This is a genomic window from Vibrio sp. T9 (assembly GCF_003123985.1).
In the GTDB taxonomy this organism is placed as follows: Bacteria; Pseudomonadota; Gammaproteobacteria; order Enterobacterales; family Vibrionaceae; genus Vibrio; species Vibrio diabolicus.
Genome location: NZ_NIGY01000021.1, coordinates 1 through 21,847 on the forward strand (window position 1 = coordinate 1; position 21,847 = coordinate 21,847).

At 40.6% G+C, this 21,847-nt stretch carries 27 protein-coding genes; all 27 read left to right on the forward strand.

Annotated features, from left to right (window positions below):
• Positions 1 to 145 precede the first annotated feature (145 nt).
• Positions 146 to 541: an ACT domain-containing protein gene (locus tag CBX98_RS24300; RefSeq protein ID WP_109170436.1), complete on the forward strand. Its 396-nt coding sequence runs from the start codon at positions 146 to 148 to the stop codon at positions 539 to 541.
• 233 nt (positions 542 to 774) lie between these two features.
• On the forward strand, positions 775 to 1,632 hold the full coding sequence (locus tag CBX98_RS24305; protein ID WP_242446610.1) for a phosphotransferase: 858 nt from the start codon (positions 775 to 777) through the stop codon (positions 1,630 to 1,632).
• Positions 1,633 to 1,778: 146 nt separating this feature from the next.
• Positions 1,779 to 2,246, forward strand: coding sequence for a hypothetical protein (locus tag CBX98_RS24315; protein ID WP_109170438.1), 468 nt, complete (start codon positions 1,779 to 1,781; stop codon positions 2,244 to 2,246).
• Between the two features lie 163 nt (positions 2,247 to 2,409).
• Positions 2,410 to 2,799, forward strand: a complete 390-nt coding sequence (locus CBX98_RS24325; RefSeq protein WP_109170439.1) for a hypothetical protein — start codon at positions 2,410 to 2,412, stop codon at positions 2,797 to 2,799.
• A gap of 136 nt (positions 2,800 to 2,935) precedes the next feature.
• Complete coding sequence (locus CBX98_RS24335; RefSeq protein WP_109170440.1) at positions 2,936 to 3,352, forward strand: lysozyme inhibitor LprI family protein; 417 nt, start codon at positions 2,936 to 2,938, stop codon at positions 3,350 to 3,352.
• A 1,352-nt stretch (positions 3,353 to 4,704) separates the two neighbouring features.
• Positions 4,705 to 5,103, forward strand: coding sequence for a lysozyme inhibitor LprI family protein (locus tag CBX98_RS24355; protein WP_021822220.1), 399 nt, complete (start codon positions 4,705 to 4,707; stop codon positions 5,101 to 5,103).
• A gap of 142 nt (positions 5,104 to 5,245) precedes the next feature.
• Positions 5,246 to 5,926, forward strand: coding sequence for a hypothetical protein (locus CBX98_RS24365; protein WP_109170445.1), 681 nt, complete (start codon positions 5,246 to 5,248; stop codon positions 5,924 to 5,926).
• A gap of 108 nt (positions 5,927 to 6,034) precedes the next feature.
• The gene (locus tag CBX98_RS24375) at positions 6,035 to 6,397 is read left to right on the forward strand and encodes a DUF2750 domain-containing protein (RefSeq protein ID WP_242446609.1); all 363 of its coding nucleotides are present in this window, start codon (positions 6,035 to 6,037) and stop codon (positions 6,395 to 6,397) included.
• 116 nt (positions 6,398 to 6,513) lie between these two features.
• Positions 6,514 to 7,023: a hypothetical protein gene (locus tag CBX98_RS24385; RefSeq protein ID WP_053809149.1), complete on the forward strand. Its 510-nt coding sequence runs from the start codon at positions 6,514 to 6,516 to the stop codon at positions 7,021 to 7,023.
• A 140-nt stretch (positions 7,024 to 7,163) separates the two neighbouring features.
• The gene (locus CBX98_RS24395) at positions 7,164 to 7,568 is read left to right on the forward strand and encodes a hypothetical protein (protein WP_109170449.1); all 405 of its coding nucleotides are present in this window, start codon (positions 7,164 to 7,166) and stop codon (positions 7,566 to 7,568) included.
• A 240-nt stretch (positions 7,569 to 7,808) separates the two neighbouring features.
• The gene (locus tag CBX98_RS24405; protein WP_021453672.1) at positions 7,809 to 8,207 is read left to right on the forward strand and encodes a VOC family protein; all 399 of its coding nucleotides are present in this window, start codon (positions 7,809 to 7,811) and stop codon (positions 8,205 to 8,207) included.
• Positions 8,208 to 8,353: 146 nt separating this feature from the next.
• Complete coding sequence (locus CBX98_RS24410) at positions 8,354 to 9,013, forward strand: hypothetical protein (protein ID WP_109170450.1); 660 nt, start codon at positions 8,354 to 8,356, stop codon at positions 9,011 to 9,013.
• 1,041 nt (positions 9,014 to 10,054) lie between these two features.
• The gene (locus CBX98_RS24435; RefSeq protein WP_172606025.1) at positions 10,055 to 10,690 is read left to right on the forward strand and encodes a hypothetical protein; all 636 of its coding nucleotides are present in this window, start codon (positions 10,055 to 10,057) and stop codon (positions 10,688 to 10,690) included.
• A gap of 132 nt (positions 10,691 to 10,822) precedes the next feature.
• On the forward strand, positions 10,823 to 11,179 hold the full coding sequence (locus tag CBX98_RS24445) for a hypothetical protein (RefSeq protein ID WP_109170457.1): 357 nt from the start codon (positions 10,823 to 10,825) through the stop codon (positions 11,177 to 11,179).
• A gap of 152 nt (positions 11,180 to 11,331) precedes the next feature.
• Positions 11,332 to 11,748, forward strand: coding sequence for a VOC family protein (locus CBX98_RS24450; RefSeq protein ID WP_109170458.1), 417 nt, complete (start codon positions 11,332 to 11,334; stop codon positions 11,746 to 11,748).
• Between the two features lie 161 nt (positions 11,749 to 11,909).
• A complete protein-coding gene (locus tag CBX98_RS24455) occupies positions 11,910 to 12,335 on the forward strand; it encodes an N-acetyltransferase (protein WP_109170459.1) in 426 nt (141 codons plus the stop codon).
• A gap of 135 nt (positions 12,336 to 12,470) precedes the next feature.
• On the forward strand, positions 12,471 to 13,031 hold the full coding sequence (locus CBX98_RS24460) for a suppressor of fused domain protein (protein WP_109170460.1): 561 nt from the start codon (positions 12,471 to 12,473) through the stop codon (positions 13,029 to 13,031).
• A 153-nt stretch (positions 13,032 to 13,184) separates the two neighbouring features.
• On the forward strand, positions 13,185 to 13,715 hold the full coding sequence (locus CBX98_RS24470) for a hypothetical protein (RefSeq protein ID WP_109170461.1): 531 nt from the start codon (positions 13,185 to 13,187) through the stop codon (positions 13,713 to 13,715).
• Between the two features lie 147 nt (positions 13,716 to 13,862).
• Entirely contained in the window at positions 13,863 to 14,162 is a 300-nt protein-coding gene (locus CBX98_RS24480; protein WP_109170462.1) for a hypothetical protein, read from the forward strand.
• Positions 14,163 to 14,314: 152 nt separating this feature from the next.
• Positions 14,315 to 14,728 carry a hypothetical protein gene (locus CBX98_RS24490; RefSeq protein WP_109170464.1) on the forward strand — a complete coding sequence of 138 codons (414 nt, stop codon included), beginning with the start codon at positions 14,315 to 14,317 and terminating at the stop codon, positions 14,726 to 14,728.
• Between the two features lie 135 nt (positions 14,729 to 14,863).
• Positions 14,864 to 15,367, forward strand: coding sequence for a hypothetical protein (locus CBX98_RS24495; RefSeq protein WP_086582412.1), 504 nt, complete (start codon positions 14,864 to 14,866; stop codon positions 15,365 to 15,367).
• A 763-nt stretch (positions 15,368 to 16,130) separates the two neighbouring features.
• Entirely contained in the window at positions 16,131 to 16,709 is a 579-nt protein-coding gene (locus tag CBX98_RS24510) for an ankyrin repeat domain-containing protein (RefSeq protein ID WP_109170465.1), read from the forward strand.
• A 134-nt stretch (positions 16,710 to 16,843) separates the two neighbouring features.
• On the forward strand, positions 16,844 to 17,365 hold the full coding sequence (locus tag CBX98_RS24520) for a GrpB family protein (RefSeq protein ID WP_109170467.1): 522 nt from the start codon (positions 16,844 to 16,846) through the stop codon (positions 17,363 to 17,365).
• Positions 17,366 to 17,504: 139 nt separating this feature from the next.
• On the forward strand, positions 17,505 to 18,161 hold the full coding sequence (locus CBX98_RS24530; protein ID WP_197710241.1) for a hypothetical protein: 657 nt from the start codon (positions 17,505 to 17,507) through the stop codon (positions 18,159 to 18,161).
• 136 nt (positions 18,162 to 18,297) lie between these two features.
• The gene (locus CBX98_RS24540) at positions 18,298 to 18,774 is read left to right on the forward strand and encodes a DUF2059 domain-containing protein (RefSeq protein ID WP_054579701.1); all 477 of its coding nucleotides are present in this window, start codon (positions 18,298 to 18,300) and stop codon (positions 18,772 to 18,774) included.
• 784 nt (positions 18,775 to 19,558) lie between these two features.
• Entirely contained in the window at positions 19,559 to 20,059 is a 501-nt protein-coding gene (locus CBX98_RS24555) for a GNAT family N-acetyltransferase (protein WP_109170469.1), read from the forward strand.
• Positions 20,060 to 20,185: 126 nt separating this feature from the next.
• On the forward strand, positions 20,186 to 20,509 hold the full coding sequence (locus tag CBX98_RS24560) for a hypothetical protein (RefSeq protein WP_085344790.1): 324 nt from the start codon (positions 20,186 to 20,188) through the stop codon (positions 20,507 to 20,509).
• Positions 20,510 to 21,847 lie beyond the last annotated feature (1,338 nt).

Here is a 21,847-nt window from a genome sequence, read left to right on the forward strand (position 1 = left end):
CACCTAACAAATTGTTCAAGAGGGATTCGCAACGCGTGGCACTTTTACTATGCGTTAGTTTTAGTGACTAAGGTGGTATGCGGCGGCTTCGGTATTGCGTTGCTCACCCCTTAACAAGGCGTTAGCAATATAAGAGGAAATCAATATGTCAGGAATCACAGACCTAGACGAATTATTGCGTTCTATGAGTCCAAAACTAATGGAAACAGAGTTCGTGTTTTGTACAGTTTCTGGTGTGCTAGCAGACCATGTTGACCTAAACCCAGTTGCCACATTTATTGAATCTGAGGGCTTAACTTTAGTCCTAGAAAAGTCAGTAGCAGAAACCGCGGGTTTGTCGTTTGATGGTGTATATAGTCAAATCACTTTAACGGTTCACTCTAGTTTGGAAGCCGTTGGCCTTACAGCAGCAGTTGCTATCAAGTTGGCTTCAAAGGGCATTAGCGCTAATGTTATTGCAGCTTATTATCACGACCATATCTTTGTTCAAAGTGGCAAGGCTGAAGCGGCAGTTTCAGCATTAGAAGAGTTCAGTGCATAGGGTTGAGCCATATTGCTAACAAAGCATTTAAGAGTGATTCGCAACGCTTGGCAGTTTCGCTTCGCTCAAGTATAGCCAAGCGCCGCTCACACCTTAATGCGGCGTTATGTACCTAAGAGGTAACTGGAATTATGAGTGGTTTTGTTCGTTAGGTTGGTGAAAACTGGAGTCAGATTGGTTCTGGCGCTAGTATAAAACGTCAATCAGCTGGTGCGACGAATCATGTTTTTCGTATCCAATCCTCAGAGACTTATTATCATAGAAAATATAGTGTTCGCAATGTTGCTAAGATCAAGTTAGAACATGAGCTACTGAGAAAGCTATCGAAAAATTTGAATACTATAATTGCCCCTGTTTTGACGCGCGATCACCACTCCTTTTGTAAAATAGGTGATGAGTTTTATGCTCTATTTCCTGAAGCAAAAGGAACGTTAATCGAAAAAAGTGCTCTGTCTGAGTCTCATGCTTTTCAGCTGGGAAAAGCCCTTGCTGACCTGCATGTTCAACTCGCTTCTGTGGTTGGAAACGACTTTCCAACAATTGAGCTATCTTGGGGTAAAAGTGCTTGGGTCGATAGACTACAAAACATAGTCGCCACTATTGAAGCCAATAGTGAGTTTGATACGAATAGCTCGGTGCTACGAAGAGTAAAGCAACAGCGTGATTATCTAGCTAGCTCAGAAGCTGCGCACTCATATACCCCGTTAACAAGCAGGCAATTAATCCACGGCGACTTTCATCATTTCAATGTCTTTTTTGATTCTAATTGCACAGTAAGCGACGTGATCGACTGGGATTTAGTGCAAAACATGCCTCCTGGTTATGAGTTGGCGAGAGCATGCATGTTTATGTTCGATTTGGAGCTTCATAGGTCATTAGCTTTGTTAAAAGGCTATCTGTCTGTCAAGCCTCTATCCCGATTAGAGCTTAACGATGGAGCAAAGGCGTGGGCTGTTTACGCCGACCACCATGTGTGGGCTTTGGAGGAAGTATTTTTAAAAAATAATACAGCAGCACAGAAGTTCATACCTCAAAGGGACTTTATCCCTTTTATGGAGCAATGGTTCCAAATTGAAAGTGCCTTGTTTTGAGGCGGTACATAACAAACTGTTTAAGAGTGATTCACAACGCATGGCATTTTTACAATGCGTTGGTTTTAGTGGTTAAGGTGGTATGCGGGAGCTTGGGTATTGCGTTGCTCACACCTTAACAGGGCGTTAGGTTTTTCGGAGGTAAAATGCATAAGTTTGTATGGGATACATCAGCAATAGTAAATATTAAAGAATCGAATGATGATGGATATTCACCGGGTAGAAGCCTATTTAAAGATCTTTCTGACGGTTGGATTGATATTGACTATCAAAATATATTTCCAACTCTCGCTGTTTTCGAAGTAAATGCAACGGTCTCAAAGCTCGCTCGCAAAGGAAAACCGGTTCTTAGAGAGCTCTATCTTTTAGATGACCGAGCTCTTATGTACGATGTTGACCAAGAACTAATTCGAAAAGCTAATCAATTATTTACGTTGGATGGCTTTGATAAGTTGTATGGAGCAGATTTGGTTTTTGCATGCATCGCAAAGATTGAAGATGCGTACTTGGTTACAATGGATCGTAAACTTGCCATGCATGCTTCGAAGCATGTAAAAGTCATTGATTTGAATGAGAGTAAATCTTCGCCAGTTTATAGAGCACTCTTTGAGTAAAAACCTAACAAACTGTTTAAGAGTGATTCGCAACGCGTGGCATTTTCATTATGCGTTGTTTTAAGTGGTTAAGGTGGTATGCGGCAACTTCGGTATTGCGTCGCTCACACCTTAACAGGGCGTTATATGCTCGAGAATGGAACGTAATTTAATAGGGATATTTATGAATATAATTGTACTAAGACACTCGGCAGAAAAAGTGAAAAGCGAGGGTAAAAGGGACGTTGTTACAGCTAGCCAGCTAGAGCATGCTACTGGTTATGCTCTCAATAGAGCTCAGCTTTCTTCAATTAAGCCAAATCATAGAGCTTATATCATTGACCGAGATAATGGACTGGCGTTCACTGGGGTAATTGTCTCTATTTCTGAACGTTTAGTTCCCCGACGAAACGGAAGCCTTGAAAGGAGGCAAGATTTTGTTTTGAACAATGTTCAGAGTTCTCACTTTGTAGATGTGCCCTTTATTAAAGGATGGGAAACGCAAAGAGGTGTAAAAGTGATGAGCAAGGTCGACTTTGAAAATGTGCTTAACAGCTCGCCAGTACGCATATAACAATCTGTTCAAGAGGGATTCGCAACGCGTAGCATTTTTACTATGCGTTGGTTCTAGTGATTAACGTGGTATGCGGCGGCTTTTGTATTGCGTTGCTCACCCCTTAACAGGGCGTTATGTGCTTTCGGAGAAAACGATGAATAAGTGTCTAATCATCATATTAGCTAGCCTTTCATTTGGTGCTCTTGCTGAAGAAGAGTCTATTGACTGTAATAACGTGATGACCACAATCGAGATAAACCAATGTGCCGCTATTGAACTAGAGTCAGCACAAGTTAAATTAGACAAATATCTAAACACTAGCTTTGAGCACAACTCTCATGACCTAGAACTGATCGCAGCAATTAAGCTTGCTCAACAGGATTGGCAAGTATATATGTCCTCTCACTGTGATTCGGTTTATACGCAATGGCGTGATGGAACTATTCGTGGAATTATGGCTATATCGTGCAAAACTAAGTTAACTAAGCAAAGAACGCACGAGTTATGGGAAAACTTTTTAACTTATATGGACAGTACACCACCAGTTTTACCGGAGCCAAGTGTAGAGTAAGTTTCAACCACGCACATAACAAACTGTTCAAGAGGGATTCGCAACGCGTGGCATTTTTACTATGCGTTGGTTTAAGTGATTAAGGTGGTATGCGGCGGCTTCGGTATTGCGTTGCTCACCCCTTAACAGGGCGTTAGCACTGGGTTGGCATCAAAGGCTAAAAGTTTCTGTTTTTATTGGTTTCTTTTCCTCGCTTTACACCTGATCAAATGTGCCTTTCAGGTTCGCTCCGGTGGCACTAGATGTGAAGTTTTCGCTTTGAGTTTATCGTTTACGGTTTCTAACTTTCGGGCTATTTCTCTGGCGTGGTTTCTTTGGTGCTGAGAAATTTTCGGTAAAACAAGCGTTTCTTTGTCGTTGTCGTTCAAGTTCGAAGCCCGTATTCTTTGCTAAATTGAAGGCGGTGAAAAAGTGCAGTTTCGCATGTTTTTCTTCTAGCCAACTTACGTCTTGAAGTTTGTTTTTAGTTTGGCAGCTGTCCGTTTGGTTTCAGTGTTTTTAGTTATGAATTTCGTGCTATATTTCAATATCTTGGCGTGTACCATAGGCTTAAATGGCAGCGTGCTAACAAACAATTCAAGAGGGATTCGTAACGCGTGGCATTTTTACTATGCGTTAATTTTAGTGATTAAGGCGGTTTGCGGTAACATCGGTGTTGCGTTACTCACCCCTTAATTGGGCGTTAGGCGCAGTAAGAAATTTCTTGGTTCAAATCTCTAATTTTTCTTTAACCATTTGTTCTGGTTTTTCGGCAATTTAGCTTTATCTTCCCTAGTTCTTGAATCACTCAACCCGCAAAATATATCAAAGTTTGCGGGTTGCCTCATTGGTTTTCACAGTCGGTTGGTTGTGAATTTCACTGACTTAAAGTGTGGCAAGGGCAAGTCAATTGAGGCTTTCGAATTTGCTGTGAGTTTGCACCTTTGGGCTTTTCGGGTTCAAAACTTACTTTGTTGTTGAAGGTCTGCATTTCGTGGTTGTTGAAACTTAGGCTGAAACATAGTGGCTTTTATGGTTCTTGAATCACAAAAAGTCAGCAGGTGTTTGGTCGCTTATTTGGTTTCGGGTAATCTGCTTTCAAACATCCTTGAACACTGGTGGGAAACTTCGCCTAACAAGGCGTTTAAGACGGATTCACAGCGCTTGGCGATTTCAGTTCAAGTCAGCTTAAGTGTTTAAGGTACAAAGGTTTGGGTTTGGTGGTAGGCGTTGTTCACCACTTAACGCGGCGTTATATTAATTCGCCAAGTCACAAAATATCAACTAGGTATTGATCGTATTATTGAGCCTAATTGTTGTCCGTGCTCCATCATATGTGTAACGTTGCTATTGTCATTACATATTGAGATTGTATGAAACAAGTATTCTTGCCTTTATTATTACTGACATCTTTTAGCTCATTTGCTCAAATTGAACACCCTATTGATGTTGAGCTAGAAGCATGTATATCCGACAACTCAAGCACCGCCGGTATAGGAAATTGCGGTAGCAAAGCTCATGAACAATGGGATGCAGAATTGAACTATTACTACAAAACGTTGATGAACGTTTTGGATAGTAATCAAAAGTCCAGTTTGCGAGAATCTCAACGCTCATGGATTAAATATCGTGACCTTGAAGTTGCCAATATCAAATCAATTTATGGTTCCAAGCGAGGGAGCATGTGGGGATTAACCGCCCTTTCAGATATAACTGAAATTACAAAAGACCGAGCCTTAGCTCTAAAAAAGTACTTCGAGAATATAAATTAATATAACAAAGCATTTAAGAGTGATTCCCAACGCTTGGCATTTTTGGTGTCATCGTTGGGTTTTGTGTTTAGGGCACCATGGTTTAGGCTTGGTGTTAGCGTTGCTCACACCTTAATGCGGCGTTAGCTTGCAGTGAGACATCATGAGATCTTTGAAAGAAAATATATTATCTGTTTTGTTTTTGTGTGCGTTGATAGTTGCGATTGTTTTAACTCTGTATTTTGTACCAAGCATCACAAACAATTGGTTTTCGGAAAATGCGCCTGCGTGGATACAGGCTATTGGCAGTATTGCGGCAATTTTTGCAGCAGCATTGATTTCTAATAACCAATATCGAAATGAACGTAGGTTAGAGTCTGAGCGTGTTGCGACTTCAGAAATAAATAAACTGATGGTCGTGAAGGCTTTAATGGTAAGGTCTCATCAACTAAGTAAAGACATAACCACGGCATTCTCAACCAAAGAAGATGACGACTTTTCACAAGTTACACCTGCTTTGATGATTGATACTCATTCAGTTCTTATGGATTTACCGACATTCGAAATCCCTAATGGCTTGCTTGCTTTGGATGTGCTTACCGTTGGTAGGGGATTAAGTGTATTGGCTGAGAATTGGGAAGATTTTTGCGCTTCTGTCGCGAAGAACAATAGTGTTGAAGTACGAGAAGCTGAACCACTTTTGGAGTTGGCAGGAGAAATCGAATCAATCACAGGTGACGCAATTAAAATATGTAATACAGAAATTGCTCAACGAGAGCTAATAGCAGGTACAAAATTAGGTTGGAGAAAACAAGCTAACAAAGCGTTTAAGAGTGATTCGTAACGCGTGGCATTTTTACTGTGCGTTGAGTTTAGTGGTTAAGGTGCAATGCAGAAGCTTTTGTATTGCGTTACTCACACCTTAACGCAGCGTTAGCTGCTTAGAGGAAAAATGATGATCCAAGATAAAGCTACATCAAGTTCCAATTACATAAGATTTATCGACAGAGTAATCGAAAATCGAACTGTTTGGGGACTTCAGCATCCTGATGGTGGGTGGGCAGTTTGTAATTCAAATCAGTATCCAGACGCATCAGTTTATGTTTTTTGGTCAGATAGAGCATACGCAAGTCGGGTCGCAATTGGTGATTGGGAGTTGTATATCCCAACTCCAATTAACCTAGATTCATTCGTTGATAATTGGCTAAAAGGTATTCATAGCGATGGACATCTTGTGGGTCTCAATTGGGATACAAGCCTCTGTGGTACTGAAGTTGTCGCAATTGATGTGGCAAAAATGTTGGTACGCAGCTAACAAACTGTTTAAGAGGGATTCACAACGCGTGGCATTTTTACTGTGCGTTGGTTTAAGTGATTAAGGCGGTATGCGGCGGCTTTAGTATTGCGTTGCTCACCCCTTAACAGGGCGTTATGTTCTTGGAGGACATGGTGGAATATCAAAGGGACAGGGTAACTTCTGGCGTTTTTCAGAAACTTGTTGTAAATCTGTATAAAGCCCTCGTATTCAAGCTTTCAAACAAAAAAGAGAAGCTAGAATGGCAGCTTCTCTTGATAGCCGACTGTTTACGAATCATTGGGCTTTGTAGGTTAGCTTATCGGATGGCTTCCAAAGTGCATACTTCAACGTCTAGCGTTAAGAACAAGTTCTGGTCAACCCATGTTTCAGGTATGGCTCTGCAATATTCAGGTGACATGATTGGCGCTGAAAAAGCATTCTTAAAAAGCCAGGACTTTGCTTGTGAGCTTTCTTTGAGTTTTAGCTTGCAGCATTTGGGTAAATTGAACGTTGAGGTTGGCAACTATAAACTGGCAGAGCAACAGTTCATAAAAGCATTGGCAATTCGAGAAAAATTGAAACGGGCTGACTTGGTAGAGTCGACTAACAGGGCGATTCGAGGACTACAAAAGCTACGAACATAACAAACTGTTTAAGAGTGATTCGCAACGCGTGGCATTTTTACTATGCGTTGCGTTTAGTGTTTAAGGTGGTATGCGGGAGCTCCGGTATAGCGTTGCTCACACCTTAACAGGGCGTTAGCCCTCAAGGAGAAAATATAAAATTGTTTGAAAATCATTTAAAAAGAACAAAGTTCTTGCTGTTTTTGCAGGGTATATCTGTTGCAGTTACTCTGTTTCTACTATTTACCTTGCTTGCCCAAGTAAATCAATTGAGCTCTTCGAGTCTTTTTCTCACATTTGCAATTGTTTTAGTGATGCTAAGCTTGAACTTGTCTAGTTTTTACGGGTTGTTAAAAAAGAAGCTTTGGGTATTTAAGTTAATGATCGTTCTTTATTTAATTCAGATGATAGGCATAGAAACACCTAACTTTTCCTTAGCCTTTTCTTCTGGAGTTGAAGTACCGATAAGTGTGAATGTCAATGAAGTAACAGTTTCTCTAAACTTACTGGCAATCTTGGTGGTTTGGTTGTCGTATACAAGTCTTAACCTTTTGAAAAAGGGCTAACAAATTGTTCAAGAGTGATTCGGCACGCGTGGCATTTTTACTATGCGTTGGTTTTAGTGGTTAAGTTGGTATGCGGAGGCTTCGGTATTGCGTGCCTCACACCTTAACAAGGCGTTATGTTGCTAGTTGAACTGCCGTATTCTAATAGACTGACGAAGTTGTTCAAAATATGTGTATTGATGCTTATTTTCTGTCGCGTTATCTTTGTTTGCCAACAATTTAAACGAGTAAGGAAACAAAATGATTACGTTAACAAAAGGTATACACCACGTAGGCTTAACGGTATCTGACCTAGAAGCAAGCGCGAAGTTTTTCATTGAGCAATTAGGTTGGAGTGAAGTAAAAAGAAACCCCGATTATCCAGCAATATTTGTGAGTGATGGGCATATCATGCTTACACTATGGGCGTCTAAGGCTGAAGCAGCCGTTCCATTTGACAGAAAAACGAATGTTGGTTTACATCACTTGGCTTTACTCGTAGAGAGTGAAGGGCAACTAGATGAGTTGCGTGATCAATTTGTTAAGTCGGGTGTCGAAATTGAGTTTGGTCCAGAACTTGTTAAATCAGGGCCCGCTAAACATTTAATGTGTTATGACCCAAGTGGTATTAGGGTAGAGTTTTTCTGGGCGGGGTCGTAAAGCAACATAACAAAGCGTTTAAGAGTGATTCGCAACGCTTGGCATTTTTAGTTCAAGGTGGGTTTAGTGTTTAAGGCACAATGCTTTAGTGTTTGGGGCAGTGTTGCTCACACCTTAACGCGGCGTTAGGGCAATAGGAGTATATTTTGAACAGTGATGATATTGGTGCGATCATTGAATGCTTAATATCGAAAGAGAGTGCACTAAACGATGTTAAGAACTTTTTTATTGCCAATAAAATGGAAGCACTCTCATTTCTGGCGGGCGTTGTATCTTTAGCTATTGCTTTGATTGCAGCTCTATTAGGTGACGCTACTACTTCTTACATATCGTTATTTGCTTTTTTTGCATTTCTTGTACTGTATTCATTGTCCTCATTCATTTCTACAGTTCGCTTCTTTGTGGGTGCAACAAAAGAAACTTTAAAAGATATAAATGAAAGATATCGGTCGGACTATATAGTCGCGGAAGAAATTTCAACCTTCGGTGATGACAGCATAGACTGCGTTAAGGTCCTCTTTGAGGATCGCATCAGGTATTTAGAATCGAGGGTGGGTTTCCTTGTTGGAATTGTTGATAAACTCGGTATTGTTCCAGCTATCATCATGCTCTACTTGGCATATGTTAAAGCATTGGGTTCCGAAGAAATATTCAACTTATCACCTTTAATCACAGGTATCGTTTCTGGAGTTTATTTAGGAGCAATTACAGCTCGTATTGTAATTGATGCTTTGCGAGACAAAATAGGCATCTTAGAGCTTTCGAAAAAAATATCTCAAAAGCGCAAGGGGTTCAAATTGCCCTAACAAACTGTTTAAGAGTGATTCGCAACGCGTGGCATTTTTACTATGCGTTGCGTTTAGTGTTTAAGGTGGTATGCGGAAGCTTCGGTATTGCGTTGCTCACACCTTAACAGGGCGTTAAGTTACTCGGAGAATATATGGACAATATTGGAAATTGTAAGCTTTGTGATAAAGAAGATATTTTGCAAAACTCACATATCATTCCGAGCTCAATTATTAAAAGTGTTAAGAAAGGCGATTCTCAGTTATATACTCTGTCGAGATGCAGCTCTTTGCGTTACGAAAATGCGGATCCTAAAGAGTATTTGTTATGCCAAAGCTGTGAACAACTTCTTAATCGGCGCTACGAGAAATATGGACTTGAATTGCTTAAAAAAAGTAGTAACGTTACCAAGCATAGTAACTGCATAGAGTTCAAAAAATTCAAATATCAAAAATGGTATCTATATTATTTGGAGGGCTTCGATTTCAAGTCTTTCAGATTTTCAGCAGGTAAATCTATCTAACCTAAATGATGTCTTGAAACAGTGTATCAAGAAAAACACCCTTAGGGTTTCTAGTGAGATCGACATAGATGAGTTTATAAAAATTACTATGTTTCGAGTGACTGATAAATCACATCGGTTAGATGAATTAACCATTAGGAATATATTGATGAACTTGACTCATGTTCCAGTTCAAGAGAGCAATGAGCATTTGTTCTTTTTTATGTCATCTGGTTTTTTGGTCCAGTTTCGATTGACACCTTTTTACATACAGCTCAAAGATAAAACTCCATTTACTAGGGCAGATATGGCTAGGAATAACCAAAGGTTTGTTCGTTATTTGGACATTACGGAATCAAAATTCTTAACGAAAGAGTTTAACTGGTTGATAGACAACGTGTAGTCCGTAACTTAACAAACTGTTTAAGAGTGATTCGCAACGCGTGGCATTTTCATCATGCGTTGGTTTTAGTGATTAAGGTGGTATGCGGCGGCATTGGTATTGCGTTGCTCACACCTTAACAGGGCGTTATACGTAGTCAGAGGAAAATAACAAAGAATGAATTGGATACCAGGTAATACTAAGCAGGGGACATTTACCATCGTGATTGTCATCCTACTGTTAGTGTGTATCCGAGTTGGGTTCTACATAAATGAACCTGCGGAGTACTTTTCGGGAAATCTGTTGCCTGAATTGACCGGGATGCTAATCGAGCTATGCATTATATTGTTCATCGTAGATCGCTGGCAGGAACAAAATCGAATACAGCTTTTAATCGTCAAAGAGAAGCGCTTACGAGAGTATCTGATTTTTTTCTTACGACACGGATTTAAAACATTACCCCGTAAGTATCGTGTAGGTAACTTTTATGGTGAAGAACATAAGCAGAACATTGAGTACCTCGACAACTTGTTTGATTTTATCAAAGCAAATGGCTTAGCTACTCAAGAAATTGATGCCATTCGTTCTCAATGTGACATTGACCTAAATACCTTTGGTAACTTGCTTCCGGTAGCGTCTGAATTAACGGATGACCACTTCAAAGCATGGTCTCGTATCGTGTATTTCATGGTACGTATATCTAAAGGCTTGGGTGATGATGAAGAGAGTATTAAATACATAATCACAAATATTAAACGGTATGAAAGCGCATCCCATGCAAGTGGTATATATGTTGGGTCAAAAAGCGTATAACAAACTGTTTAAGAGTGATTCGCAACGCGTGGCATTTTTACTATGCGTTAGGTTTAGTGGTTAAGGTGTTATGCGGGAGCATTAGCATAGCGTTGCTCACACCTTAACAGGGCGTTAGGCATCAAGGAGGAAATGTTGGAAGTGTTTGATGAAAATTATGTCATGACGAGTATTGCCGGAATGTTGGTTATTGCGGCTTGGCAAAAACCACATTTATTTATCGAGGAAATTTCGAGTAGAGTATTCAAGGTCTCTTTATCATTAATGATAGGGTTTATTGTTTGGGGGGCGGCATTGTCATCTGCTAGTTTAGCAATTTCTGGCTTACTCGATGAGTCAACACTTGAGCTGGTTCAAAACGCGATTAAAGGTAAAGATGTACCTGAATCTTGGTGGTTATTCCTAGTTGCTGTTATTTTCGGGAACTCAGCGTTAGAGTGGTTGGCACAAAAAATAATAAAACAAGAGCATGATAAACAAGATGCCTAACAAAGCGTTTAAGACGGATTCCCAACGCTTGGCATTTTAGGTTTGAATCGGTTTTAGTGTTTACGGCACAATACTTTAGGTGCAGTGGTCTGCGTTGCTCACCACTTAACGCGGCGTTATGCTACCGGGCGAAATCTTAAATAAGGAATGCTATGAAACAGAACATTGTCCATATTGCCTTGGTTGTAAAAGATTATGATGAAGCAATTGATTTTTACGTAAACAAACTCAAATTTGAGCTTATTGAAGATACTTATCAACCTGAACAAGATAAACGTTGGGTGGTTGTAGCTCCACCAAATTCTCATGGTGTTACGTTGTTACTTGCCAAAGCCTCGAAGCAAGAGCAGCAAGATTTCATTGGCAATCAAGCAGGTGGTCGAGTATTTCTGTTCTTAAATACTGACGATTTCTGGCGTGACTTTGAGCGCATGAAATCTATTGGTATTAACTTTGTCCGAGAGCCAGCTGAACAAGACTATGGAACGGTAGCAGTGTTTGAAGACTTGTATGGAAACTTATGGGATCTTCTTCAATTAAACCCAGACCATCCAATGGCAAAAAGGTAGCATAACAAAGCGTTTAAGACAGATTCCCAACGCTTGGCACTCTCAGTTCAATGTTGGGTTTTGTGTTTACGGTGTAATGGTTTAAGTTGGGTGGTAGCGTTGCTCACTACTTAACGCGGCGTTATGTTGCCCCGGTAAATTTGACAATCCAGAGCTCAAAAATGATAAGGAAATACAATTCAATCGACTTAGATTCAGTTCTTGAAATCTGGCTTGAAGTTTCCGTTAAAGCTCACGATTTCGTCTCTGCTGACTTCTGGGAATCTCAAGCTGAGAACATGCGTAATATTTATATTCCAGCTTCAGAGGTTTTTGTTTACGAAATCGAGTCAAGAATAGTTGGTTTTTACGCGCTGTATGAAAATAACTTGGCTGCTATATTCGTGCTTCCTGCGTTTCAGGGTAAAGGTATCGGTAAGCAATTGTTAAATCACGCTAAAGCTCAAAGAGCGGTCTTAAGTCTTTCCGTATACAAAGAAAATCAGGCTAGTTATCAGTTCTATGTGTCTCAAGGGTTTACAGTAGTCGGTGAACAATTGGACGAGCATACTGGCCACACAGAGTACACAATGAGTTTGGGCACATAACAAAGCGTTCAAGAGGGACAGTCAACGCGTGGCGACTTCGGCTCAAATCTTGGTATCTGTGTTTTCGGTGGTAAATTGAAGTTTGGCGGCAGCGCGTTGCTGCCCCTTAACGCGGCGTTATGCATCAAGGATATTATGAAGTCTACTAAAGAAAAGATTATTGAACATTACGCAGAGTTCTTTGAAGGTCATGATTTCGAGATATTGTCTTGGGAGCTTGGGCCAATTAAGAAAATTGTACCCGATTTTCAGGTTGTCAGGTTTGCACCTGGCCCTCAAATTAATATGTGGGTGTATTGCTCAGTAGGTGCATCAGAGATTACACACAGTGATTCAGCTCTTCACGAGTTTGTTGTCGTATCACCGATCGAGTCAAATCGTCTAGTTGAAATGCTGGCAATGGTAACTTATTACCATTCGAATCATAATTTGGGTTTTGGCCATACCTTGCCTATTGGTGAGCCTTGGCTTGAGGGTTCTAACTGTGAAAACTGGCTAATTTCGTTGCCGTATCCATTTGGAGAGGACTTGGAAATAATGCCTCTAAATAGTTCCCACGCTCACGTAGCTTGGTTACTTCCTATCACTGACGACGAACGAAATTTCAAAATCAAGCATGACCTAGATGCGCTCGAACAAAAATTTGATGACGCAGAGCTTAAGTACTGGGAAGTAAAGCGGTCTTCGGTAGTGTAAATGCATAACAATCTGTTTAAGAGTGATTCGCAACGCGTGGCATTTTTACCATGCGTTGGTTTTAGTGTTTAAGGTAGTATGCGGCGGCATCGGTATTGCGTTGCTCACACCTTAACAGGGCGTTAAATTGCATTTGGGATTCGTGGAATAGAAATGGATAAGTACACATTTATTGTTGAAATGACTAAAGCCCTTGCTTGGCCGCTCACGATTGGAGGCGGTCTATTTTTGCTGCGAAAACCTCTAATTGCCTTAGCTCCTTTTATGCGAAAGCTGAAATATAAAGAGTTAGAAATGGAGTTTTCAGAGCAGGTGCAAGCATTGAAATCTGAAGCAAATATTCAAGAAAAAGAGGAAGTCGATACTCCAGCAATGAACATCCTGTCTTTTTCCACCCGAGCTGCCGTCCTTGAAGCGTGGATGGAATTAGAGAGTGCTTCTGCTTCTAAAGCTGCCTCGTTTTGGAGTACTTCGAATACGACACCCTTTAAGGGTAATTTGAAATTAGGGAGTTATCTCCATCAGTGCGGTGTGTTTAATGATCAACAGCTTAAGTCATTTAATGAGCTTCGACATCTCCGTAATCAATTAGTGCATTCGGATGTCACAAACTTAAATGAGAGTGATGCAAAGGCTTATATTACGGTAGCGTCAAATCTGGTGAAGCAAATTGCAAGCGCGTAAGCTGCAATTTAACAAACTGTTCAAGAGGGATTCGCAACGCGTGGCATTTTCACTATGCGTTGTTTTTAGTGTTTAAGGTGGTATGCAGCGGCTTCGGTATTGCGTCGCTCACCCCTTAACAGGGCGTTAGAGCGCAGGAGAAAAATAATGAATATGACGGACATAATTGAATACATTTCATATCTTATCGCCGGCATTATTATCGCTCCCTTTGGCTTTATGTTGTTCAAAGAATTTATCGGTAAAGATCGCAATACGGTCACAGATGAAGTCAAATCTACGGTAGGAGACGAATCGAGAAAGTTTCTGGGAGGTAGATATGGTGATGCAGTTGTAGGTCAGTTTGTCGAGTTTAAACTGATAATAGCGATAGGTTTGTCAGTAGTTCTCTTTCTAGGGATCTCTTCCTTGGTAAATTCTCTTTTGAAAGTTCTATTCAACCTTTGAGTTGCGCTCTAACAAACTGTTCAAGAGGGATTCGCAACGCGTGGCATTTTCACTATGCGTTGGTTTTAGTGTTTAAGGCGGTATGCGGTGGCTTCAGTACTGCGTTGCTCACCCCTTAACAGGGCGTTAGTTGGTTCAAAGGATTGCAAGCTATGTATAAACAAACAGAGGTTAATAAAGTATTACTAACCCTCCTTTTTATCCTAAGCGCGATCATAATATTTACGTCTAGCCACATAAGCAGCGCAGTGATTGCATTATTAATCAATTTGGTTATAGCTGTATTGTTTTACTCTATGACAGTCGGAGTCAGTGGAAATAAAATTTACTGGTATTTTGGTTTCGGCTTTCTTCGCAAAGAAGTGGAACTGTCTGACATTGTACAGACTTCACTTTATGAGACTAAGTGGTATCAAGGTATAGGGATCCGTATGTTAAAAGATGGCTGGCTGTACAATGCTTCTGTGAGTAAAGCTCTTAAGTTAACACTGACTAGTGGTAAAAATGTTTATCTTGGGTGCAAAGACTGGAAAGGTCTTCAGAACGCGTTAAACTCCACCAACTAACAAAGCATTCAAGAGGGATTCACAACGCTTGGCAGTTTTGGTTTGAATTGGCTTAAGTGTTTACGGCACAATGGTTTAGGTTTGGTGGTGGCGTTGTTCACCCCTTAATGCGGCGTTATGCAGCAAAGGAGTATTATGAAAGAGTATGTCGCAGTGATAGCAGCTGTAGTCGCTGGGGTGTTCACCATTATCTCAGCAATTACAATGTGGAAATTAACACATCGAACAAGTGAAATAGCGCGTGAACAAGCAACGGCAGATGCTAAGTTTAACGAGAAAAAGGCACTGTATGTACGAACTCATGAGTTGTATGAAAGTGCAATCAAGTGTACTAAAAACTACGAAAGCAATAACTTGTCAGAGGCATTTAGTAAATTAACTGCCGAAATTAACCTTATCGCTTCAAGAGATGTCGCCAAGCAATATTTCTATGTCGCTGATCTATTTCAAGATTGGATGCCTCTGTATTTCAAAGCATTTCCTGCGCCACAAAAAATAGGTGATCAAGCTTATATCACAATCCAATCTCCTGATCCGACGCTAAAGTACAAACAACCTGAAAAAGAAGCGTATGATAAATTTTATAGCAGTTACGAAGAGCTGATAAAGTTAATGCGTGTGGAACTAGCAGCTGCATAACAAGGCGTTTAAGAGGGATTCACAACGTTTGGCACTTTCAGTTTGAATCAGTTTTAGTGTTTACGGCACAATAGGTTAAGTTCGGTGGTGGCGTTGTTCACCCCTTAACGCGGCGTTAAATTCTTGAGGGTTTATGAGAGCATTTCGAAATGTATCAAAAGGGGTGCAGGGGAGCCTCAAATCACTTTATTCCGCTCTAGACAATAAAACGAACGAGAGCATTGAAGATTGGCAATGTGTTGCAATCACTGTGTTCGATCATTGGTTAACACGAGAAGAGTTTGAGCAATATTTTACTAATCGTTCGTTAGACCAACAAGCCGATATCGACCTGCGTTGGCATTTGTTTCATCGTCTTCTAGCGGAGGACGTTTCGTGTTACCAGTACAAATATAGATCTGTTAGTCGGTTGATATTTAAGGAGCCAAGAAACAGTTCTTTGTTTGTCCGCCGTTTATCTAGGTTTTCAGTTACGGATGCTGATGCTTTGCAGCTCGTAATTCCAGAATATCGGGCTGTTTTCGTACAAGGTTATGACGATACATGTTCTCTTTACTTTGAGTGTCGAGAGTCTGTAAAGCCTCTACTCCATGAAATTAGAAAGTTGGGCATGTATACGTTAGAACGAATTTAACAAACTGTTTAAGAGTGATTCGCAACGCGTGGCATTTTTACTATGCGTTGTGTTTAGTGGTTAAGGTGGTTTGCGGAAGCATCGGTATTGCGTTGCTCACACCTTAACAGGGCGTTAGGAGGGGTTATTTTGAAGCGATTTTTACTAGCAGCTTTATCCATAGTGTTTTTGACAAGTGATTCAAGTTCTTGCAAAAGCAGAAACGACCCTAGTAGTCCTATAAATATCGCAATTTATCAGATGATTGAGGGAAAAAGCAGCTCGTATGCTCAACGTTTGTTGAAGAAGGGAATGGACGTTAATACAGTCAATTCATGTGGAGCGTCACTATTACTCATGGCGTCATTTCTTGGTGACCATGAACTGGTAAAAACTTTACTATCAAGTGGTGCGCTCCCCAACATACAGAATTATGACGGGAATAGCCCAGTTTTTGCATCTGCTAACTTCTCCAATAACAAAATATTAAAGCTACTTCTTGATAATGGAGGTGATCCCAATTTACTTCTTACTCAGGAGTATGTTTACAACTCACCATTAATGATTGCTGCAATCAATGAGAATATTGAAGGTGTTAGGTTATTATTAGAGGCGGGAGCCGATTGTAATTACCGCAATCAATTGGGAAATTCAGCAAGAAAAATTGGTGAGGCTTCATTGAATTTAGAGCTGAAAGCATTGCTTATGGCGTGCGAAAATCCCACCTAACAAACTGTTCAAGAGGGATTCGCAACGCGTGGCATTTTCACTATGCGTTGCGTTTAGTGTTTAAGGTGGTATGCGGAAGCTTCGGCATTGCGTTGCTCACACCTTAACAGGGCGTTAGGCAAATGGAGATAGGCGTGAGTTTAAGAATAATTGAAGTCGTAGATTTTCAGTCGTCGTGGGCTGATGATTTTAACCGAGAGAAAGCGCTAATCTGTAATGCGTTAAGTCAAGAAAATGTGGTGGGAGTTCACCATATCGGTAGCACTTCAGTTGAAGGTCTATGTGCGAAACCAATTATAGATATTCTACTTGAAGTTAAATGTCTCAGTGAGCTGGATGAGCAAAGTTGCTTGATGGAATCGCTAGGTTATCTTGCTAAAGGTGAGTTTGGTATCCCGGGTAGGCGCTACTTTCAAAAAGGTGGGGTTCAACGAACTCATCAAGTCCACGCCTTTCTAACAGGTTCACATGAAGCGCAAAGACACATTGCTTTTAAAGAGTATCTTATCGCTTTTCCTGAAGTGGCCGATGAGTATGGTGTGTTAAAGAAAACTGGAGCAGCAATCTGCAACAATGACATAGATGTATATTGCCGCCATAAAGACAGCTTCATTAAAGAGCATGAGGCTAAAGCTCTCAACTGGAAATTTGCCTAACAAAGCGTTCAAGAGGGACTTGGCACGCGTGGCATTTTCAATTTGCGTTGTGTTTAGTGGTTAAGGTGTTATGCGGTCACTTTTGTATTGCGTGCCTGCGCCCCTTAACGCGGCGTTATAAGCCAAAGGAGTCGATAAATTGGAATCAGCATTAATAATTACCCTTCAAATACTAATTCTTGTTAGTGTTGGCTGCATTTTTTTGTTTAGAAAAATGCTCTTTTCATACTCGTCTGAAAAAGGTAAGAACTTAGCTACAAAAGAAGATATTACTGAAATTACGAGAAAAATTGAGGATGTAAAGCTAATTCATGCTAAACAGCTTGAAACAACAAGAGCTGAATTGTCTTCTCAAATAAATACTCACGGCTTTAGGTATGAGAAAGAATATGAGGTTCTTTCCGAGCTTTCGGCACTACTAGTAGATGTACGCGATGCAAGCTTAAGTTTAAGACCAGTATTTGATTTTGTAGATCCTAAAAAATCTGAAGAGGAAATCAAGGATGAAAGGTTAACTCGTTATTATCAGGCACTTCGTGCACTTTATGTTGTTCGAGAAAAGAAAAGACCATTTTATCCTGACGATATCTATCACTCTATACGAGCAATTGAAAAAGAAAGCCGTTCCGAGTCTCTTGATTATCAATATCAAGATCCACATGAAAGTGGTCAATTTAAGGATTATTGGGATAAGGCGAAAGATAATCAGGAAAAAATAACTCAACTTGCTGAGGACTCTATGAGCAAAATTAGACAAAGAGTCAACAAATGGGAGGCGCTGGTTAATGGCTTATAACAAAGCGTTTAAGGCAGATTCCCAACGCATGGCATTTTTCATTCCATCGTTGGGTTATGTGTTTACGGTGGTATGGTTAGGTTTAGTGGTAGCGTTGCTCACTACTTAACGCGGCGTTAAGTGTAATGAGGGAGTTATGAAAAAAATCTTATTTCTATTATTGGTAATTTCAACATCTGTATTTGCGGAATCAAGCCCAAAAGAGCTGTCGTTGAGACTGTATGATTTGATGGAAGTCGATGCATCGGTGAAGCAGATGTCTGATTCAATGCGAAATATGCTAGAGAAGCAGGTCGAAGCTAACAAGAACATCCCTGATAGCAAAAAAGATGATGCTCAAATAATATTTAATGACATCATTAATCTTCAAATGAGCATTTATTCTGACCCAAAAATTAAAGATCATATTGCTAGCGCTTATCAAGAAATGTATTCAGATGAAGAGCTAAAAGGGTTAGTAGAATTTTTTGAATCACCTGCTGGGCAAGCTTTTGCGACCAAAGGAAGCCAGATATCACATCATTTGCAAAGCTTTATCCTTTCTAAGTTACAAGAAATTCAGCCTAGCTTGAAAGCTAAGGAGCAAGAACTACATAAGTTACTTGCGGAGTGAAAATTACACTTAACAAAGCATTTAAGAGTGATTCGCAACGCTTGGCGGTTTCGCTTCGCTCAAGTATAGCCAAGCGTCGTTCACACCTTAATGCGGCGTTAGTCGCCAGAAAAAGCTAGCAGTCAAAATCATGTTTTTAAGCTCAAAACTTGGCTACTGGCTGTTTGATTCATAGTTCCATCTTCGACGGTCAAAGCTCAGTTTCATCGGTTCTAAGTCAATGCATTGCTATTTTCCAAGCGGTTGTTTCGTTCTTTGGTGGTGATAGGGCGGGGCAATCGAAAATCTGTTTTGGGTTGCAAATCTGCCCGGTGAGTTTGTTGGTTTAAAAGCTTATTTACTTGCTGAAAGGACGTTTTCTCTGGTGTTGTAAGTTCCACGTGGTTTCAGTGACTTTGTTGAAAGTCCGCACTGTGAAATTGGCTTTCCAAAAACGCTTTTTGGTGTTGTCAGTCCGTTTTCTACGGCGTTGTTTGTTCCAAGTGGTTTCATTGAATAGCTGCTTTGCGACTACGCCTGACTTAAGTGCATCAAAGCACATAAAGTTTGTTGTTCGCAAAGTTTAGTTCGGCTTAAAATTGTCGCTCGGTGCCTCGCGACTAACAAACTGCTCAAGAGGGATTCGCAACGCGTGGCATTTTTACTATGCGTTGAATTTAGTGATTAAGGTGGTGTGCGGCGGCATCGGTATTGCGTTGCTCACCCCTTAGCAGGGCGTTAGTTGTTGCCGGAAATCTTGAACTCATGTACAAAGCAATTCCAATTACAATAGGAGTTAAGTTGCATGAGTTTAGTTGTACGTCAGGTGACTCTCGATGATGCTGAAGGCATTACAAGTGTCCTCAATCCCATCATTATTGAAGGCTTATACACGGTATTGGACACAACCTTTACCCCTGAAGAAGAAAAAGAGTTTATTGCTCAATTTCCTGAGCACGGTGTGTTTACAGTTGTGTTGTCCGGAAGTGACTCAACGGTTATTGGTTTCCAAAATATTGAGCCGTTCGCACAATACACAAAAGCTTTTGACCACGTAGGCATAATTGGTACGTTTGTCTGTGAAAATGCTCGTGGTCAAGGTGTTTCAAAAGAGCTTTTCAACTCGACATTCGAAGTTGCTAAGCAAAAGGGCTATGAAAAGCTATTTGCTTACGTCCGTAGTGATAATGAGCGAGCTTTGGCAGCTTATCTTAAACAAGGCTTTGAAATTGTAGGTACTGCGAAGAAGCATGCAAAAGTTCGTGGGGAATACGTAGACGAAGTCCTCATAGAGAAGTTTTTGTAGGTGTTGAGTAGTAAAAACTAACAAGGCATTTAAGAGTGATTCGCAACGCTTGGCAGTTTCGCTTCGCTAAAGTATAGCCAAGCGTCGCTCACACCTTAATGCGGCGTTATGCTCAAAGAGAAAGCGATGAAATTGTTTGAAAAGGTCATTATTAAAAGTGCGCTCGATTCTCTTTCGATTGACTGGGAAACTATTGTTAATAGTGTAGATCTTAATCAGCAGATTTATTTTACCGGTGCTGGGTACTTTTTGACGCTAAAGTCCCGTTCAATACCCATAAACAGACATGTTGTTTCAGAACCTGTATTTATAGGAAAATTAGGCAATGTTGATGTTGGGTTTATCGTAATAATTGAAAACAACGAGCTGACACTTGAATGCTATACCTATGGTGAAACGATTACCGCTAAAGATAGGGATCACAAGTTTCGGTGCACTCTTGAAGAATGAGCATAACAAACTGTTTAAGAGTGATTCGCAACGCGTGGCATTTTTACTATGCGTTGGTTTTAGCGTTTAAAGTGGTATGCGTCAGCATCGGTATTGCGTTGCTCACACCTTAACAGGGCGTTAGTACGGGGTTGGCATCAAAGGTCAAAATTTAGGCGTTTATCGGTTTCGTTTCTAAACTTCACACCTGATCGGGAGTGCCTTTCACGTTCTTTCCGGTGGCACTATATGCGGAGTTTCCGCTTTGGCTTCACCGTTTACGGCTTCTAACTTTTGGGCTATTTCGTGGGCGCGGCTTCTCTTTTGCGGTTGGTTTTTGCCTTAAATTCGGTTCTTTGGTGTGGTTGTGAATGTTTGGTGACAGAATCCTTTGCTAATTTGAAACTGGTCAAAATAGGGTAGTTTGGTGTGTTTTTCTTCTCGCCAACTTGCGTTTTGAGGTTGGGTCCTAGTTTCGCAGTTGTCCCTTTAGCTTCAGCGTTTTAGGCCACAATTTTTCGTGCTATATTTCAATATCTTGGTGCAAACCACAAGGTTTAATAGCAGCGTACTAACAAACAATTCAAGAGTGATTCGGCACGCGTGGCATTTTTACTATGCGTTGGTTTTAGTGGTTAAGGTGGTATGCGGAAGCATCGGTATTGCGTGCCTCACACCTTAATTGGGCGTTAGTACGGGATTGGCATCAAAGGTAAAAAATTCAGTGTTTATTGGTTTCTTTTCCAAGTTTTACACCTGAACGGGCGTGCTTTTCACGTTCTTTCCGGTGGCACTATATGAGGAGCGCTCGCGTTGATTTCACCGTTTACGGGTTCTAACTTTCGGGCTATTTCTCTGGTGTGGCTTCTTTTGTGTTGTTAGTTTTTAGTTTTAAATTCGGCATGCTGGCGTGGTTGTCAAAGTTCGGTGACCGAATCCTATGCTAATTTGAAAATGGTCGAAATAGGGTAGTTTTGGCGTGTTTTTCTTCTAGCCCACTTGCGTCTTGAGATTGAGTTCTAGTTTGGCGGTTGTCCGTTTGGCTTCAGCGTTTTAAACCAACAGTTTCGTGCTATATTTCAATATCTTGGTGCAAACCAAAAAGTTTTAGAACAGCGTACTAACAAACAATTTAAGAGTGATTCGGCACGCGTGGCATTTTTACTATGCGTTGGTTTTAGTGGTTAAGGTGGTATGCGGAAGCACCGTATTGCGTACCTCACACCTTAATTGGGCGTTAGCAGCTCTAATCAAAAGGAGAACTCATGAGAGTTATATTTGTAATTTTTATTGCAACACAACTTATTGGGTGTGCAAGTGATCAGGCATCTAGTAAAGTTGAACAATTTCCTACCAATG